The sequence below is a fragment of the Kribbella sp. NPDC104218 genome (assembly GCF_055584105.1).
This window is the reverse complement of record NZ_JBVJMQ010000002.1, coordinates 1036747-1050811: the sequence shown is the minus strand read 5'-3', so window position 1 is coordinate 1050811 and position 14065 is coordinate 1036747. Positions and strand designations below refer to the sequence as shown.

Genomic DNA, 14065 nt, shown 5'->3' with positions numbered 1-14065 from the left:
AGGCACCCCGCGCGTCGTCCGGGCTGCCCTCGCGGCGAACAGCTGTAGTCGGCGGGTGGCTCGGGGTGGCAGGTTGCTCGGCATGGTCTGGGTGCCGCGAGGCGAGTTCGGCAAGCTGTGGGTCGGCCAGCTGGTCTCGATGGCCGGCAGCTCGATCACGTCGGTCGCGTTACCGCTGATCGCGGTGGTGACGCTGGAGGCGGCGCCGTGGGAGATGGGACTGCTCTCGGCGTTGACTGTGTTGCCGCATCTGGTGTTCGGCCTGCCTGCGGGGCTGGTGGCGCGGCGGTGCTCGCTGCGCTGGCTGCTCGTGATCGGCGACGTCGGGCGGGCTGTGGTGCTGGGGTCGATCCCTGCGGCGGCCGCGCTCGGCGTCCTGCGGATGTGGCAGCTGTACTGCGTCGCCGTACTGGTCGGTGCGTTGACGCTACTGGCGGACACGGCTTCGCAGACGCTGACTCCGGCGTTGGTTCGGCGTCCGGACCTGATGCGGGCGAACAGCGCGCTGATGCTCAACGCGAACGTCGCGTCGACAGTCGGGCCTTCTGCGGCCGGTCTGCTGGTGCAGGTGGTGACTGCGCCGTTCGCGATCCTTTTCGACGCGGTGTCGTACGTCGTGTCAGCCGTCGCGTCGTACCGGCTCCGGGAGCCTGTCAGAGAGCAGGTCGCCGACACAGAACGCGTGCGGCTCTCCACTGGCCTGCGCGTGCTCTTCAGCGATCGCCTACTAGGTCCACTCACACTGTCCGCAACCCTGGGCGCCCTGTTCGGCGCGATGCAGGGCCCGCTCGTCGTGCTGTTCCTGGTCCGTGAGCTGCACTGGGCCCCGGCGTACGTCGGCATCGCACTGACCACCTCAGGCGTAGCAGCCGTCGTAGGCACCCTCCTCGCCCCCGCCTGGTCCAGGCGGATCGGCATCGGCCCCAGCTACCTCTCCGGTCAGTTCCTGGCCTCCCTCTCCGGCATCGCAATGGCCTCTGCCCTGACCCCCGTCATCTTCCTGGGCCAAGCCGTCGCCGGCCTCGGCATGGCCCTCTACGGCGTCCCCCAACGCACCCTCCGCCAGTCCCTCATCCCCACCCACCACCTAGCCCAAGCCACCGCCACCTGGCGCACCCTCGTCATCGGCGGCCAAACCCTAGGCGCCGCCCTAGCCGGCCTCCTGGCCACCACCCTCGGCCTCCGCCCCACCCTCCTCCTAGCCACCCTCGGCACCCTCACCGCCGTCCTAACCGCCACCCTCTCCCCCCTCCGCCACACCCGCACCCTGACCTAGCGGCACAGCCTCAACAGTCCGCCACTCGTACATGCGGTTGTCCCGATGCATCTCGATCAGCGACACCGCGCCGACGGTCACCTCGGCCGGTTGCGTCGCCACCCGCGCAATCGCCGCGGTGGCAGCAGCCGCAGGCTGCGCAGCGTTCACATACGCGAGGCTGACATGCGGCCTGAACCCGTCGGCCCGCTCCGGCACCTCCCCGAACACTTCAGCGATCGCCTCCCGAACGGCCGACCGCATCTCGTGGAAAGGCGTAGCGGGCTGCGGCGGCAACACGACTGCCTCCGTGTGCAGCACCGGCAGGTGAAACCGCACCCGAACCGGCGGCAGCGCGGCCAGCCGCCAGCGAGCGGCCCGCAACAGGTCCTCGACCTGCGCGTCAGACACCTCGCCAACGTGCCCGACCCCCTGCATCGTCAGATGAAGCCACTGGGCCGGAATGAGATCAAACCCAGCCAGTGCCGCCAACTCCCGCTGGTACTCCTGAACCAGCCGCTCCAACTCGCCGACGAACAAGTTCACGTGCCACGCGTAGTACCGCGTCCCAACACCCCACCCGGGCCGCCACCACCAGTGATCCCGAAGCTCCATCACCCCAGTCTCCAGTACAGACTGCGCAGATACCTTTGATCTACGTGACAGGTGCGTCGGATGCGGGACGTGGCGCGTGGGAGGTGCGGTGAAGGGCGAGTTGTTGGGGGCGTTGGGGGTGCGGCGGCGTCAGGTGTTGGGGGCTTTGGAGGGGTTGTCGGAGTACGACCGGCGGCGGCCGATGGTGCCGAGTGGGACGAATCTGTTGGGGCTGGTGAAACACCTTGCTGGCTTGGAGTACGGGTACCTTGGCGAGTCGTTCGGGCGGCCGCCGGTGGAGCGTCCGTCCTGGTTTCGGGACGATCCGTACGACGAGATCGACATGTGGGCCACGCCGGATGAGACGAGCGAGTACATCGTCGGGGTGTATCGGCAGGCTTGGGCGCATGCCGATGCGACTGTTGAACTGCTGGAGCTCGGCAGCCCGGGGTGGGTTGCGCATTGGGAGCAGCACGAGACCACTCTGGGTGAGCTGCTCGTGCGGATGCTCAGTGAGACCTCTCAGCACGCCGGCCATGCGACCGTTATCCGCCGGCTCATCGACGCGGGGCGCTAGACGGGGGCGTTGATTGCGCCGCCCTGAGTCCAGTCCAGGTCGGTGACGATCCGGCTCACCGTTTCGTCGAGGGTGCTGTTGATGCCGATGATTTGTTCGTTGGGGACGCCTAGTAGGTCTTGTGGTTGGTACCAGCCGCGCATCTGTTCTGTGGTGACCACGTTGGCCAGGGCGCGGGTTGAGTGGCGTTTGATGGTTTCTTCGAAGGGGAGCTGGAAGTAGTAGACGCCGGTGACGCCGCGGTGGTCTTCGAGGAGTTGGCGGACCATGGCGCCGTACGTCGGCTCGTAGAGGATGCCGTCCAGGACTACGTGGTAGCCGTGGTCGAGGGCGTAGCGGACGGTGAGGTCGATCAGGCCGATGTTGGGCTGGTTCGGGCGGTCGTGCTCGCGTAGGAGTGTTCGCCTCAGGTAGTCCTGCTCCACCCAGGCGACGCCGTAGCCGAGGCGCTCGCGTACTGCCCGGGCTGTGCTGCTCTTTCCGGAGCCGGAGTTCCCGCGGACGACTACCAACCGACTGTCTACAGCCCCGATCTGCGCCATCGGAGGAACCTACTCGACGCGGAAGACCGGGCCGCGTGGGGTGAAGGGCAGGGGGGCGGAGCGGGGGAGGAGCCAGGCGTGTTCGCGGCGGACGCGGACGACGTCGCACTGGCCGTCGGTGATGAGGAGGATGGGCCCAGTGGCGGGGAAGTCGTCGGCGCGTTCGAGCAGGTCGACGCCCGGCTGCAGGACGGTGCCGCCCCGGCCGCGGACCTGGACGCGGCCGGCGATGTCGTCGACCGGGACGTAGCCGGCGTCGTACGCGTGGGCGTCGCAGTAGATGACGCGCGCAGCGGGGACGTCGCGCGCCCGGGAGTACGACGCGATCGCACCGAGCGCCTTGCCGAGCAGCTCCCGGTTCATCGAGCCGGAGGTGTCGAGAACGACGCCGTACGTCGGGAGCTGCGCCAGCTCGACCGGCCGGATCCAGCCGGGGCGGGGGATGTCCGGCGTACTGGCCTGGCGGCGGGAGGCGCGGGCGTACGTGCGGCGGCGCTCCACGGCTGGAACGTGCTCTTCGAACCAGCGAGCGAGCTGCGCGTCCCAGGTGAGAGGTGGGTGGTCCAGCGCGCGGATCTCCTCGACCAGGCCTGCAGGGAGTGTGCCGCGGGATGCGTCGTGGTAGGCGAGCCCAGTGCTCAGCGCGCGCCGGTAGATGTCGTCCAGCCCGGCAGCGCGGGCAGACTCGCCAGAGTGCGGCAGCGGGTGCCCCAGCACGTCGCCCAGCCCAGCGCCGCGCAGTGTCGCGAGTTTCCGGTACCGGCGGAGGTCTGTGGTGATGCGGTCGTACACCTCCTCGGCCGACATGCCTTTGAGGGAGGCGTCGTACAGAGCGCCGTCCGGCATGCTGCCGACGTTCATCTCCAGCAACCAACCATTGATCACCAGATCGGCCGCGACGTTCCACAGGTACGGATCACGCCCACCGACTCGCTCGCCATGCCGCAGCGCGGCGTGCAGCATCTCGTGCGCCATCACGAACCGCCACTCGTGCTGCGTGAGCACTGTCAGCGGGTTGACGTAGATCTCGCCTGCGGCCGCGTTCACCGCGGCCACGCTGATGTCCCAGCCGCGGGCCAGCTCCGCCTCGGCCACGATCTTCATCGTCGATGCGAGAGCGCCCAGCAGTGGGTACGACGAGACGAACCAGCCCAGCGCGAGATCCCATGCACCCCGACGGTGCCTCGAATCCGACAGCGACGACCGCGCGCCACCAGCGACGTCCACAGCCGCAGCGGCTGCATCGGACAGCCCAGCTGCGAACAGTGCACTCCAGTCCGGCGGCTTGCCCCAGCCGTCCCACCGCGCGATCAGTACGTCGGACTGCGCACCGGCAACGCCGAGACCGTCGTACTCAACCGGTACGGCGCTCGCTCGCCACCGCCGGGCGAGCGTGTCCTCCTCAACCCCAGGAAACGTCGGCGGTAGCTCCACGACCGGTGTGCCCAGTTTGAGCGACTGCAGGAAGTGATTGACCGCCGTGTCGTACGCGGCCGCCGCAGCGTGGTCAGCAGCCGACTGATCGCGCGCTGCATGGCCCAGGCCGAGGTGAATGAGCAGATGCGCGAAGACCCAGCTCCACTCGGACGGCGTCGCCCGGCGGCTCGGATGCGCGCGGATCGACCCGTTCGAGTTGATCGTGGCCCAGCCGTCGCGGGGGATCGAGTTGTCGCGCACCGGCGCCGGCAGCCAATAGACCATCGGTGCGAACAGCGGATGCAGGCGGACGACAGCCCACCCGGCGACGATGGCCTCCCACGCCGGATCCTTCCGGGACTTGCGCCGGTCAGGCACGCGCAGCGACCAGCCGCGGCAGATCCCGGCTGACCTCGACCAGGAACCACGTCGGCAGCACCGGGCGGCCGTCGTCGTCCGACGCGATCACCAGCTGGGCCACCTCGAGCGAGATCGCGGCCAGCTCGACGAGCAGCGCCTTGCCGCGGTGGGCGAGTTGACGCGCGGCCGGGCTCGCCGAGTTCTTGTCCGCGGCCAGCTCCTTCACGAGCCGGGCCCGGAACGTCTCGGCCAGGAAGTACAGCAGGTCGCGGTCCTCGGGCGCGCTCGGCCAGCCGGCCTCGCCCTTCAGGACGGCGTCCAGCCCGAACGCGTTGCGGACCGTCTTCACGAAGGCGCGGAACGTGGACGCGTGTGCCGGTGACAGGGTGCCGAAGGCAAGCACCCGGAGCATGTCGTCGGTGATGTCGGCGCCGTACGAGTGCAGGGCGTCGGACAGCATGTGCCAGCTGCGCGGCGTCGAGAACGGCTCCTCGATTTTCGGCGGCGCCGTCCACAGGTGGTCCGGCCGGTTGCGCAGGTACTCCAGCACCCAGGGGTGGATCCCCGCCGGGCCGGCCCACTGCAGCCAGTCGCTCGCCGATGCCCGCAGGTGCACGTGGACGAGCCGGTTCACCAGTGCGCTCGCCATCGGCCGCGCCAGCGCGTTGTCGGTGGCCCGGTTCCCCGCGCCGATCACCACCGAGCCGGCCGGTAGCTCGTACTCACCGATCCGCCGGTCCAGGATCAGCGAGTAGAACGCCTTCTGCACCTCGGCCGACGACGCGTTCAGCTCGTCCAGGAACAAGCAGTACGGCTCGTCCCGCGCGATCGCCACCGGCGGCGCGAACCGGCTCCGCCCGGCAACGATCTGCGGCACCCCGATCAGATCCTCCGGCGCCAGCTGCGTCCCCAGCAACGTCACGCACTCGAGCCCCAGCGACTCCGCGAACGCCCGCACCAGGCTGCTCTTCCCGATCCCCGGCGCACCCCACAAGAACACCGGCCGCACCACGGCCACCTGCAACAGAACCCCCGGCAACTCACCCGCCGAGACCGAAATCCCCGCCTGCATCCATCCCTCTCGTCGACTCTCCCGAGCCAACGATCCCCCGCCCCACCCCCGCTGTCACACCATTTACACCCCCGACCAGCCCCACCCCGGGGCGCCTACCCGCCCCACGCCAGGGGGTGCGGGTGGCGGAGCCCCCGCTCGCGCCGAGCGGAGCGACGGCGCACAAAGAAGAGGGCGAGCCCCGCCTGCGCTGTTCGCAGGCACGACTCGCCCTCGGCCGAGCGGGTGACGAGAATCGAACTCGCGTAGTCAGTTTGGAAGACTGGGGCTCTACCATTGAGCTACACCCGCGTGCGCCTGGTGGAACGGGCGCATGGACATGATTCCACACACCCGGGGCGCGGCTCAAACTGGTTCGGGGTGGGGGGTGGCGCGAGCAGTGCTGTGGGTGGACTAGACTCGGGCGGTCACTGCGGGGCGTAGCGTAGTGGCTAGCGCGCCTGCTTTGGGAGCAGGAGACCGCAGGTTCGAGTCCTGTCGCCCCGACAAACCCCCTGCAGCACCGCTGCGGTGCGGGCTGTCCGCCGCGCCGGCAATGTCATTCAGATCAAGGAGAACCGCCACCGTGAAGAGCACCGTCGAGTCCTTGAGCCCGACCAAGGTCAAGCTCATCGTCGAGGTGCCGTTCGAGGAGCTCAAGCCGAGCCTCGACGCGGCGTACAAGAGCATCGCCCAGCAGATTCAGGTGCCGGGCTTCCGGAAGGGCAAGATCCCGCCGCAGGTGATCGACCAGCGGGTCGGCCGGGCGCCGGTGCTCGAGGAAGCGATCAACGACGCGCTGCCGAAGCTGTACTCGCAGGCGGTCCAGGACAACCAGGTCAAGGCGATCGGGCGTCCCGAGGTCGACGTGACCGAGTTCAACGACAAGGAGAGCCTGCAGTTCTCCGCCGAGGTCGAGGTCCGTCCCGAGATCACCCTGCCGGACCTGGACGGCCTGGAGGCCGAGGTCGAGGACATCGCGATCGCCGACACCGAGGTCGAGGAGCAGATCGAGGGGCTGCGGGCCCGGTTCGGCTCGCTGAACCCGGTCGAGCGCGCCGTCGGCGACAAGGACTTCATCACGATCGACCTGTCGGCCAGCAAGGACGGCGAGCTGGTCGAGGAGGCGCAGGCGACCGGCCTGTCCTACCAGGTCGGCAGCGGGCAGCTGCTCGACGGGCTGGACGACGCCGTCCTCGGCCTGAGCGCCGGCGAGAGCAAGACCTTCGTCACGCAGCTGGTCGGCGGCGAGCTCAAGGGTGACGACGTCGACGTCGCGGTCACCGTCACCGCGGTCAAGGAGCAGGAGCTCCCGGCCTTCGACGACGACTTCGCCCAGACCGCGTCGGAGTTCGACACCGCCGACGAGCTGAAGGCCGACATCCAGGCCCGCCTGGAGCGCGGCAAGCGCCTCGAGCAGGCCGGCGAGGCCCGCGACGCCGTCCTGGAGAAGATCCTCACGCTGGTCGACGTCCCGGTGCCCGAGGGCCTGCTGACCGACGAGCTGGCCGCCCGCAAGGAGAACCTGGAGCAGCAGCTCGGGTACTCCGGGATGTCGTTCGAGCAGTTCCTGGAGTCCGAGGAGCAGACCCAGGACGAGTTCGACGAGGACCTGAAGAAGCGCTCCGAGGACGCCATCAAGGCCCAGTTCGTGCTGGACCTGGTCGCCGAGCAGCAGGAGCTGCAGGTCAACGACCAGGAGCTGACCGAGCACATCGTCCGGCACGCGCAGCGCTCCGGCGTCAGCCCGGACCAGTTCGCCCAGCACGCCGTCGAGAACAACCTGGTCCCGAGCCTGGTCTCCGAGGTCGTCCGCGGGAAGGCCCTGGCCTACCTGGTGGAGAACGCGAAGGTGTCCGACGCCTCCGGCAACCTGGTCGAGCTGAAGACCCTGCAGCCGGACGGCACCTACGCCGAGCCGCAGGCCGAGGAGGCCGCCGAGGCGCCCGTCGAGGAGCCCGCGAAGGCCTGAGCAACGCCTGTACGCCGAGCAGCCCGGACCCACTGTGGGTCCGGGCTGCCGTGCGTTCAGCGGCCGGTCGGGGCGCGCAAAGGTGCGCCGTGAGCGAACACCCGCAGCCCAGCCTTAGGTCTGTCGCCGCCGCCCAGTAATGTCGGCTTCGTGAACGAGACATTTGCAGCCAGCCCCACCGCCGCGGGCGGCAATGGATCCGGCGGCCACGACGACCACATCTACCAGCGCCTGCTGCAGAACCGGATCATCTTCCTGGGGTCCGAGGTTCGCGACGACAACGCGAACGCGATCTGCGCGCAGATGTTGCTCCTCAACGCCGAGGACCCCAACAAGGACATCTGGCTGTACATCAACTCGCCGGGCGGCTCGGTGGACTCCGGCATGGCGATCTACGACACCATGCAGTGGATCTCCAACGACGTCGCCACGGTCGGGATGGGCCTGGCCGCCTCGATGGGCCAGTTCCTGCTCTGCGCCGGCGCCAAGAACAAGCGCTACGCGCTGCCGCACGCGCGGATCATGATGCACCAGCCGTCCGGCGGTATGGGCGGCACGGCGTCCGACATCAAGATTCAGGCCGAGCAGTCGCTGCACCTGAAGGCGCTGCTGTTCAAGCTGATCTCCGAGCACACCGGCCAGCCGCTCGAGCAGGTCGAGAACGACGCCGACCGCGACCGCTGGTTCACGGCCGACAAGGCCAAGGAGTACGGCTTCATCGACCACGTGGTCAACAGCGCCGCTCAGCTCAGCTCCGGCAGCCCGAACTCCTGACCTTCCACTTCAAAGGACGCGACACATGAACTACTTCATCCCGCAGTGGGAGGAGCGCACGTCGTACGGCATGCGCCGGATCGACCCGTACACGAAGCTGTTCGAGGACCGGATCATCTTCCTCGGCACTCCGATCACGGACGAGATCGCGAACGCCGTGATGGCGCAGCTGCTCTGCCTGCAGTCGATGGACGCCGACCGCGACATCAGCATCTACATCAACTCGCCGGGCGGCTCCTTCACGGCGCTGACCGCGATCTACGACACCGTCCGCTACATCAAGCCGGACGTCCAGACGGTCTGCCTGGGCCAGGCGGCCTCGGCCGCCGCGGTGCTGCTCGCCGCCGGGACGCCGGGTAAGCGGCTCGCCCTGCCGAACAGCCGGATCATCATCCACCAGCCGGCCACCGAGGGCACCTACGGGCAGTCCAGCGACATCGAGATCCAGGCGAACGAGATCCTCCGCCTGCGCGCGCTGCTCGAGACGATGCTGTCCGACGCGAGCGGCAAGTCCCGCGAGGAGGTGTCCCGCGACATCGAGCGGGACAAGTTCCTCACCGCTCAGCAGGCGATCGAGTACGGCCTGATCGACGACGTCCTGCAGACCCTCAAGACCCCGGTCCCGGCCGGCGTCTGACCCAGTACGACGGCGCGTGGGCCCCGATCGGGGCCCACCAGCCGTGCCCCGCTGTCAAGGGGCTGCCGCGTTCGCCACCGGCGTAGACACAACCCGGCGCAGAGCGCGGCGTTTCGGCCCCGGACGGGGTACCGTCGAAAAAGTTCGTCTGCTCAGAGAAGGGAACTGTCCCGGTGGCACGCATAGGTGACGGCGGTGACCTGCTCAAATGCTCGTTCTGCGGAAAGAGCCAGAAGCAGGTCAAGAAGCTCATCGCCGGTCCCGGCGTCTACATCTGCGACGAGTGCATCGATCTCTGTAACGAGATCATCGAGGAGGAGCTGAACGAGGGCTCCGAGGTCGGTCTCACCGAGCTGCCGAAGCCGCGGGAGATCTACGACTTCCTCAATGCCTACGTCGTCGGACAGGACGTGGCGAAGAAGGCGCTCGCGGTGGCGGTGTACAACCACTACAAGCGGGTCCGCGACGGTCAGGGCTCCTCGAGCGCCGGCCGGCACGCGAAGGACGAGGCCGTCGAGCTGGCCAAGTCGAACATCCTGCTGATCGGCCCGACGGGCTGCGGCAAGACCTACCTCGCGCAGACCCTGGCCCGGATGCTGAACGTCCCGTTCGCGATCGCGGACGCGACGGCGCTGACCGAGGCCGGGTACGTCGGCGAGGACGTCGAGAACATCCTGCTGAAGCTGATCCAGGCGGCCGACTACGACGTCAAGAAGGCCGAGACCGGGATCATCTACATCGACGAGGTCGACAAGATCGCCCGCAAGAGCGAGAACCCGTCGATCACCCGCGATGTCTCCGGCGAGGGCGTCCAGCAGGCGCTGCTGAAGATCCTCGAGGGGACGACGGCGTCCGTCCCGCCGCAGGGCGGCCGTAAGCACCCGCACCAGGAGTTCATCCAGATCGACACCACCAACGTGCTGTTCATCGTCGGCGGCGCGTTCGCCGGTCTGGACCACATGGTCGAGCAGCGGGTCGGCAAGAAGACACTCGGGTTCAACGCCTCCCGTGAGCCGGAGAAGCCGAAGGAGGTCGGCGGGTACGCCGACGTCATGCCGGAGGACCTGCTCAAGTTCGGTCTGATCCCCGAGTTCATCGGCCGGCTCCCGGTGATCACCACCGTCTCGCCGCTGGACCGCGAGGCGCTGATCAAGATCCTCTCCGAGCCGAAGAACGCGCTGGTCAAGCAGTACCGCCGGCTGTTCGAGATCGACAACGTCGAGCTCGAGTTCACCGATGACGCGGTCGAGGCGATCGCCGACCAGGCGCTGTTGCGCGGCACCGGCGCCCGCGGGCTGCGGGCCATCATGGAGGAGGTGCTCCTCAACGTGATGTACGAGGTGCCCAGCCGTGAGGACGTCGCCAAGGTCGTCGTGAACGCCGAGGTCGTCCTGGAGAACGTGAACCCGACGCTCATCCCGCGTGACCAGATCGAGCGTAAGCGCGAGCGGCGCGACAAGACCGCTTAGTCCCTCAGTCGACGAAAGGGAGGCCGGGTCCGCCGTACGGCGGGTACCCGGCCTCCTTCTCGTGGTGGACGCGGCCGGAGTGCCTCACTACCTACGGTCGGTGACATGAGGCAATCAAGAGTCTTTCGAAGATTGACCGTCGTCACCACCGCTCTGGTGCTGCTCGCGCCGCTGACGACCGCGACCGCGACGCCACCGGTCGCCACGGCACAGGTCGCCGTCCCGAAGGCAGCCGTCCCGAAGATCAACTGGGGGAGCTGCGGGCCGGCGCCGGAGCTGAAGCCGTTCCAGTGCGCCTCGGTCGAGGTCCCGACCGACTACGACCACCCGAACGGCCCGACCACCACGATCGCCCTGACCCGGTTGCCCGCCAGCGACCCGGCCAAGAAGATCGGCACGCTGTTCACCAACCCCGGCGGTCCCGGCGGGGAAGGGGTGCCGTTCATCCAGCAGATCGCCCAGTTCGGCTACTCGGCCGAGCTGCGCGCGCGGTTCGACATCCTCGGCTTCGACCCGCGCGGTGTCGGCAAGTCCGACCCGGCCACCTGCTACCCGACCGAGGCCGAGGAGCAGGCTGCCTTCGAGGGGATCAAGGCGTTCCCGGTGACGGCCAAGGAAGAGCGCCGCTACATCACCGCGGCCGCCAAGCAGGCGATCAACTGCCGCATCACGTCACCGGATCGCCTGCGGCACTTCTCGACCGCGAACGTCGCCCGGGACATGGACCTGCTCCGGCAGGCCGTCGGCGACGCGAAGCTGAACTACATCGGCTACTCGTACGGGACGTACCTCGGCGCCACCTACGGCAAGCTGTTCCCGAACAACGTCCGGGCGCTCGTCATGGACGGCACGCTGAGCCCGGAGTGGTACACCGGCACGAACGGCGAACGGCAGCCGGTCGGGGCGCGGCTTCGCCAGGGCGAGGGCGCGTCGGACAGCTACCAGCAGTTCCTGCTGGAGTGCAAGAAGGCCGGTCCGGCCTGTGCGCTGAACGCGCTCGGCGACCCGCGGACGGTGTCCGAGAAGCTGCTGGCCCAGCTGAAGGTCAAGCCGGTCGTTGTCGAGTTGCCGGACGGTACGAAAGAGACGATCGGATATGCGGACCTGGTCGCGTACATGTTCCAGAGCTTCTACTCGTCCTACGCCTACCCGGAGCTCGGTGAGACCCTCGCCGCGCTGTCGACGCTGGCGACGCCGGCCGCCCGGGCCAAGGCGACGCCGAAGCTGCCGGAGTCGCTGAAGGAATGGAACCGGCGCAAGGAGGAGTACGCCTCGATCGGTACCTTCCTGCAGTTCTGCGTGGAGGCCAAGCAGACCGGTCGCCCGCTGTCCTACCCGGCGTACGTCGACGCGGCGGACAAGCGGGCTCCGCACTTCGGCCGGTTCCGCTCCTGGGTCGGTCTGCAGTGCGAGTTCCTCGGGCTGAAGGACGACGACGCGTTCCTCGGGCCGTGGGAGAACAAGGTCAAGCCGCCGGTGCTCGTGTTCGGCACCCGGCACGACCCGGCGACGCCGTACGAGGCGACGCGGCCGTTCGCCGACCTCTGGCCGGACGCGCGGATGATCACCATCGAGGGCTGGGGGCACTCCACCAGCCTCGGCGGCAGCAAGTGTGCCGATCAGCTGCTCACCAAGTACCTGACCACGCTGGCGGCGCCTGCCGACAACTCGACCTGTCAGCAGGACCGGAAGCCGTTCGACCCGCTGCCGAAGGGGAAGAAGCAGGTGGCCGGCCTGGCCGGCTGACCCCTCGCGAGAGGGAGGCCGGTCACCGGCTTCCCTCTTGTGGCCGAAGCGCCGCAGGGGGCTGGATGCCTACGGTCGGTGGACATGAGAATCGTTCGAAGTCTGACCGTCGTCGCGACCGCGCTCGCGCTGGTCACACCGGTCACTGCGGCCGCCAAGGCGCCGTACGACGTACCGCGGATCAACTGGGGGAGTTGCGGAGCGGCGCCGGAGCTGGCGCCGTTCCAGTGTGCGTCGGTGGAGGTGCCGACCGACTACGACCGTCCGAACGGCCCGACCACCACGATCGCGTTGACCCGTCTGCCGGCCACTGACCCGGCTCAGCGGATCGGCTCACTCTTCGTCAATCCAGGAGGCCCGGGTGCGCCCGGAGTCCCGTTCGTCCAGCAGATCGCCTTGTCTGCCTATTCGCCGCAGCTGCGGGCGCGGTTCGACGTTGTTGGGTTCGACCCGCGCGGCGTCGGGCTGTCGGACCCGGCGACCTGCTACCCGACCGCAGCCGAAGAGGCGGTCGTGCTGGCGAAGCTGAAGGACTTCCCGGTGACTGCGGCGGAGGAGCGCGGCTACATCGCGGACGCCGCGAAGCTGGCGGCCAGCTGCCGCAGGACGTCGCCGGATCGGCTCCGGCACATGTCGACCGCGAACGTCGCCCGGGATCTGGACCTGCTCCGGCGAGCGGTCGGTGACGCGAAGCTGAGCTACGTCGGCTATTCGTACGGCACGTTCCTGGCGGCGACGTACGCCAAGCTGTTCCCCAACAACGTCCGTGCGCTCGTGATGGACGGCACGCTGGTGCCTGAGCGCTACACCGGATCGAACGGCGAGCAGCTGCCGGTCGGTGCTCGGTTCCGGCAGGGCGAGGCTGCGTCGGACAGCTATCAGCAGTTCCTGCTGGAGTGCAAGAAGGCTGGTCCGGCCTGCGCGCTGAACGCGCTCGGCGACCCCCGGACCGTCGTCGAGAGCCTGCTCGAACGGCTGAAGACCAAGCCGGTCGGCAGCTTCGACTACCCGACGACGGTTGGGTACATGTTCGGGTCGTTCTACTCGTCGACGACCTACCCGGCGCTGGCGCAGAAGCTGACCGAGCTGGCGTCGTCCGCGAAGGCCCAGAGCAAGGCCGCACCGGCGCGGCGGGAGGACTATCCCTCGATCGGCAACGCGTTGCAGCCCTGTATCGAGACCCGCAACACCGGCCGGCCGCTGTCCTACCCGGCGTACGCCGATGCCGCGGACGAGCGTGCTCCGCACTTCGGCCGGTTCCGCGCGTGGATCGGCATCCACTGCGAGTTCCTCGGACTGCGGGACGCCGACGCCCACCTCGCGCCCTGGCCGAACAAGGTCCGCCCGCCGGTGCTGGTGTTCGGGACGAGACATGATCCGGGGACGCCGTACGAGGCGACCCGGCCGTTCGCGAACCTCTGGCCGGATGCGCGGATGGTCACGATCGAGGGCTGGGGTCACGCGACCAGCCTCGGCGGCAGCAAGTGCGCGGACCGGCTGCTCACGACGTACCTGACGACGCTGCGGGCGCCCGCCGACGGCTCGACCTGTCAGCAGGATCGCAAGCCGTTCGACCCGTTGCCGGCCGGGAAGTCGGTGGCGGGGTTGATTCGCTGACCGAAAACTAGCGACAACCGGGAGCGTGACCAGCGAGACTGGGAGCGCTCCCGGT

Annotated in this window: 13 protein-coding genes and 2 tRNA genes; 10 read left to right on the top strand and 5 right to left on the bottom strand. The window is 68.7% G+C overall.

Annotation, left to right across the window (positions count from 1 at the left end):
* Positions 1 to 82 precede the first annotated feature (82 nt).
* Positions 83 to 1276 carry an MFS transporter gene (locus ACZ6ZD_RS20725; RefSeq protein ID WP_465674436.1) on the top strand — a complete coding sequence of 398 codons (1194 nt, stop codon included), beginning with the start codon at positions 83 to 85 and terminating at the stop codon, positions 1274 to 1276.
* On the opposite strand, the gene ACZ6ZD_RS20720 is transcribed toward ACZ6ZD_RS20725, so the two are convergent.
* Positions 1229 to 1801: a 2'-5' RNA ligase family protein gene (locus tag ACZ6ZD_RS20720; RefSeq protein WP_465674434.1), complete on the bottom strand. Its 573-nt coding sequence runs from the start codon at positions 1799 to 1801 to the stop codon at positions 1229 to 1231. The two genes, ACZ6ZD_RS20725 and ACZ6ZD_RS20720, sit on opposite strands and share 48 nt — an antisense overlap.
* Before the next feature lie 157 nt (positions 1802 to 1958).
* Here ACZ6ZD_RS20720 and ACZ6ZD_RS20715 point away from each other — a divergent pair, with 157 nt between their 5' ends.
* The gene (locus ACZ6ZD_RS20715; RefSeq protein ID WP_465674432.1) at positions 1959 to 2426 is read left to right on the top strand and encodes a DinB family protein; all 468 of its coding nucleotides are present in this window, start codon (positions 1959 to 1961) and stop codon (positions 2424 to 2426) included.
* On the opposite strand, the gene ACZ6ZD_RS20710 is transcribed toward ACZ6ZD_RS20715, so the two are convergent.
* Positions 2423 to 2968 (bottom strand): AAA family ATPase, encoded by a 546-nt coding sequence (locus tag ACZ6ZD_RS20710; protein WP_465674430.1) that lies wholly within the window; start codon positions 2966 to 2968, stop codon positions 2423 to 2425. The genes ACZ6ZD_RS20715 and ACZ6ZD_RS20710 overlap by 4 nt on opposite strands.
* 9 nt (positions 2969 to 2977) lie before the next feature.
* On the bottom strand, positions 2978 to 4195 hold the full coding sequence (locus ACZ6ZD_RS20705) for a vWA domain-containing protein (RefSeq protein ID WP_465674428.1): 1218 nt from the start codon (positions 4193 to 4195) through the stop codon (positions 2978 to 2980).
* A 325-nt stretch (positions 4196 to 4520) separates the two neighbouring features.
* Here ACZ6ZD_RS20705 and ACZ6ZD_RS20700 point away from each other — a divergent pair, with 325 nt between their 5' ends.
* On the top strand, positions 4521 to 4664 hold the full coding sequence (locus ACZ6ZD_RS20700; protein ID WP_465674426.1) for a hypothetical protein: 144 nt from the start codon (positions 4521 to 4523) through the stop codon (positions 4662 to 4664).
* 90 nt (positions 4665 to 4754) lie between these two features.
* Here the strand turns inward: ACZ6ZD_RS20700 and ACZ6ZD_RS20695 are convergent, their stop codons facing one another.
* Together ACZ6ZD_RS20695 and ACZ6ZD_RS20690 are read right to left on the bottom strand one after the other, a co-directional pair.
* Positions 4755 to 5816, bottom strand: coding sequence for an ATP-binding protein (locus ACZ6ZD_RS20695; RefSeq protein ID WP_465674424.1), 1062 nt, complete (start codon positions 5814 to 5816; stop codon positions 4755 to 4757).
* Between the two features lie 220 nt (positions 5817 to 6036).
* Positions 6037 to 6107: transfer RNA gene (locus tag ACZ6ZD_RS20690), tRNA-Gly, on the bottom strand.
* Between the two features lie 122 nt (positions 6108 to 6229).
* Here ACZ6ZD_RS20690 and ACZ6ZD_RS20685 point away from each other — a divergent pair.
* The 7 genes from ACZ6ZD_RS20685 (at position 6230) to ACZ6ZD_RS20655 (ending at position 14010) form a co-directional block, all read left to right on the top strand.
* Positions 6230 to 6302, top strand: a tRNA-Pro gene (locus ACZ6ZD_RS20685).
* A 79-nt stretch (positions 6303 to 6381) separates the two neighbouring features.
* Entirely contained in the window at positions 6382 to 7767 is a 1386-nt protein-coding gene (tig, locus tag ACZ6ZD_RS20680) for a trigger factor (protein ID WP_465674422.1), read from the top strand.
* 150 nt (positions 7768 to 7917) lie between these two features.
* Complete coding sequence (locus ACZ6ZD_RS20675) at positions 7918 to 8541, top strand: ClpP family protease (protein WP_132410344.1); 624 nt, start codon at positions 7918 to 7920, stop codon at positions 8539 to 8541.
* A gap of 25 nt (positions 8542 to 8566) precedes the next feature.
* The gene (locus ACZ6ZD_RS20670; RefSeq protein ID WP_171671208.1) at positions 8567 to 9178 is read left to right on the top strand and encodes an ATP-dependent Clp protease proteolytic subunit; all 612 of its coding nucleotides are present in this window, start codon (positions 8567 to 8569) and stop codon (positions 9176 to 9178) included.
* Between the two features lie 173 nt (positions 9179 to 9351).
* Complete coding sequence (clpX, locus tag ACZ6ZD_RS20665) at positions 9352 to 10647, top strand: ATP-dependent Clp protease ATP-binding subunit ClpX (RefSeq protein WP_465674420.1); 1296 nt, start codon at positions 9352 to 9354, stop codon at positions 10645 to 10647.
* Positions 10648 to 10752: 105 nt separating this feature from the next.
* The gene (locus tag ACZ6ZD_RS20660) at positions 10753 to 12393 is read left to right on the top strand and encodes an alpha/beta hydrolase (RefSeq protein WP_465674418.1); all 1641 of its coding nucleotides are present in this window, start codon (positions 10753 to 10755) and stop codon (positions 12391 to 12393) included.
* An 84-nt stretch (positions 12394 to 12477) separates the two neighbouring features.
* Complete coding sequence (locus tag ACZ6ZD_RS20655) at positions 12478 to 14010, top strand: alpha/beta hydrolase (protein WP_465674416.1); 1533 nt, start codon at positions 12478 to 12480, stop codon at positions 14008 to 14010.
* Positions 14011 to 14065 lie beyond the last annotated feature (55 nt).

What these genes read in the sequence shown, in the direction of transcription:
- ACZ6ZD_RS20725 (WP_465674436.1), top strand. Translation starts at nt 83, where the DNA reads ATGGTCTGGGTGCCGCGAGGCGAGTTCGGCAAGCTGTGGGTCGGCCAG.
- ACZ6ZD_RS20710 (WP_465674430.1), bottom strand. Translation starts at nt 2,968, where the DNA reads ATGGCGCAGATCGGGGCTGTAGACAGTCGGTTGGTAGTCGTCCGCGGG.
- ACZ6ZD_RS20700 (WP_465674426.1), top strand. Translation starts at nt 4,521, where the DNA reads ATGAGCAGATGCGCGAAGACCCAGCTCCACTCGGACGGCGTCGCCCGG.
- ACZ6ZD_RS20695 (WP_465674424.1), bottom strand. Translation starts at nt 5,816, where the DNA reads ATGCAGGCGGGGATTTCGGTCTCGGCGGGTGAGTTGCCGGGGGTTCTG.
- ACZ6ZD_RS20670 (WP_171671208.1), top strand. Translation starts at nt 8,567, where the DNA reads ATGAACTACTTCATCCCGCAGTGGGAGGAGCGCACGTCGTACGGCATG.
- ACZ6ZD_RS20660 (WP_465674418.1), top strand. Translation starts at nt 10,753, where the DNA reads ATGAGGCAATCAAGAGTCTTTCGAAGATTGACCGTCGTCACCACCGCT.
- ACZ6ZD_RS20655 (WP_465674416.1), top strand. Translation starts at nt 12,478, where the DNA reads ATGAGAATCGTTCGAAGTCTGACCGTCGTCGCGACCGCGCTCGCGCTG.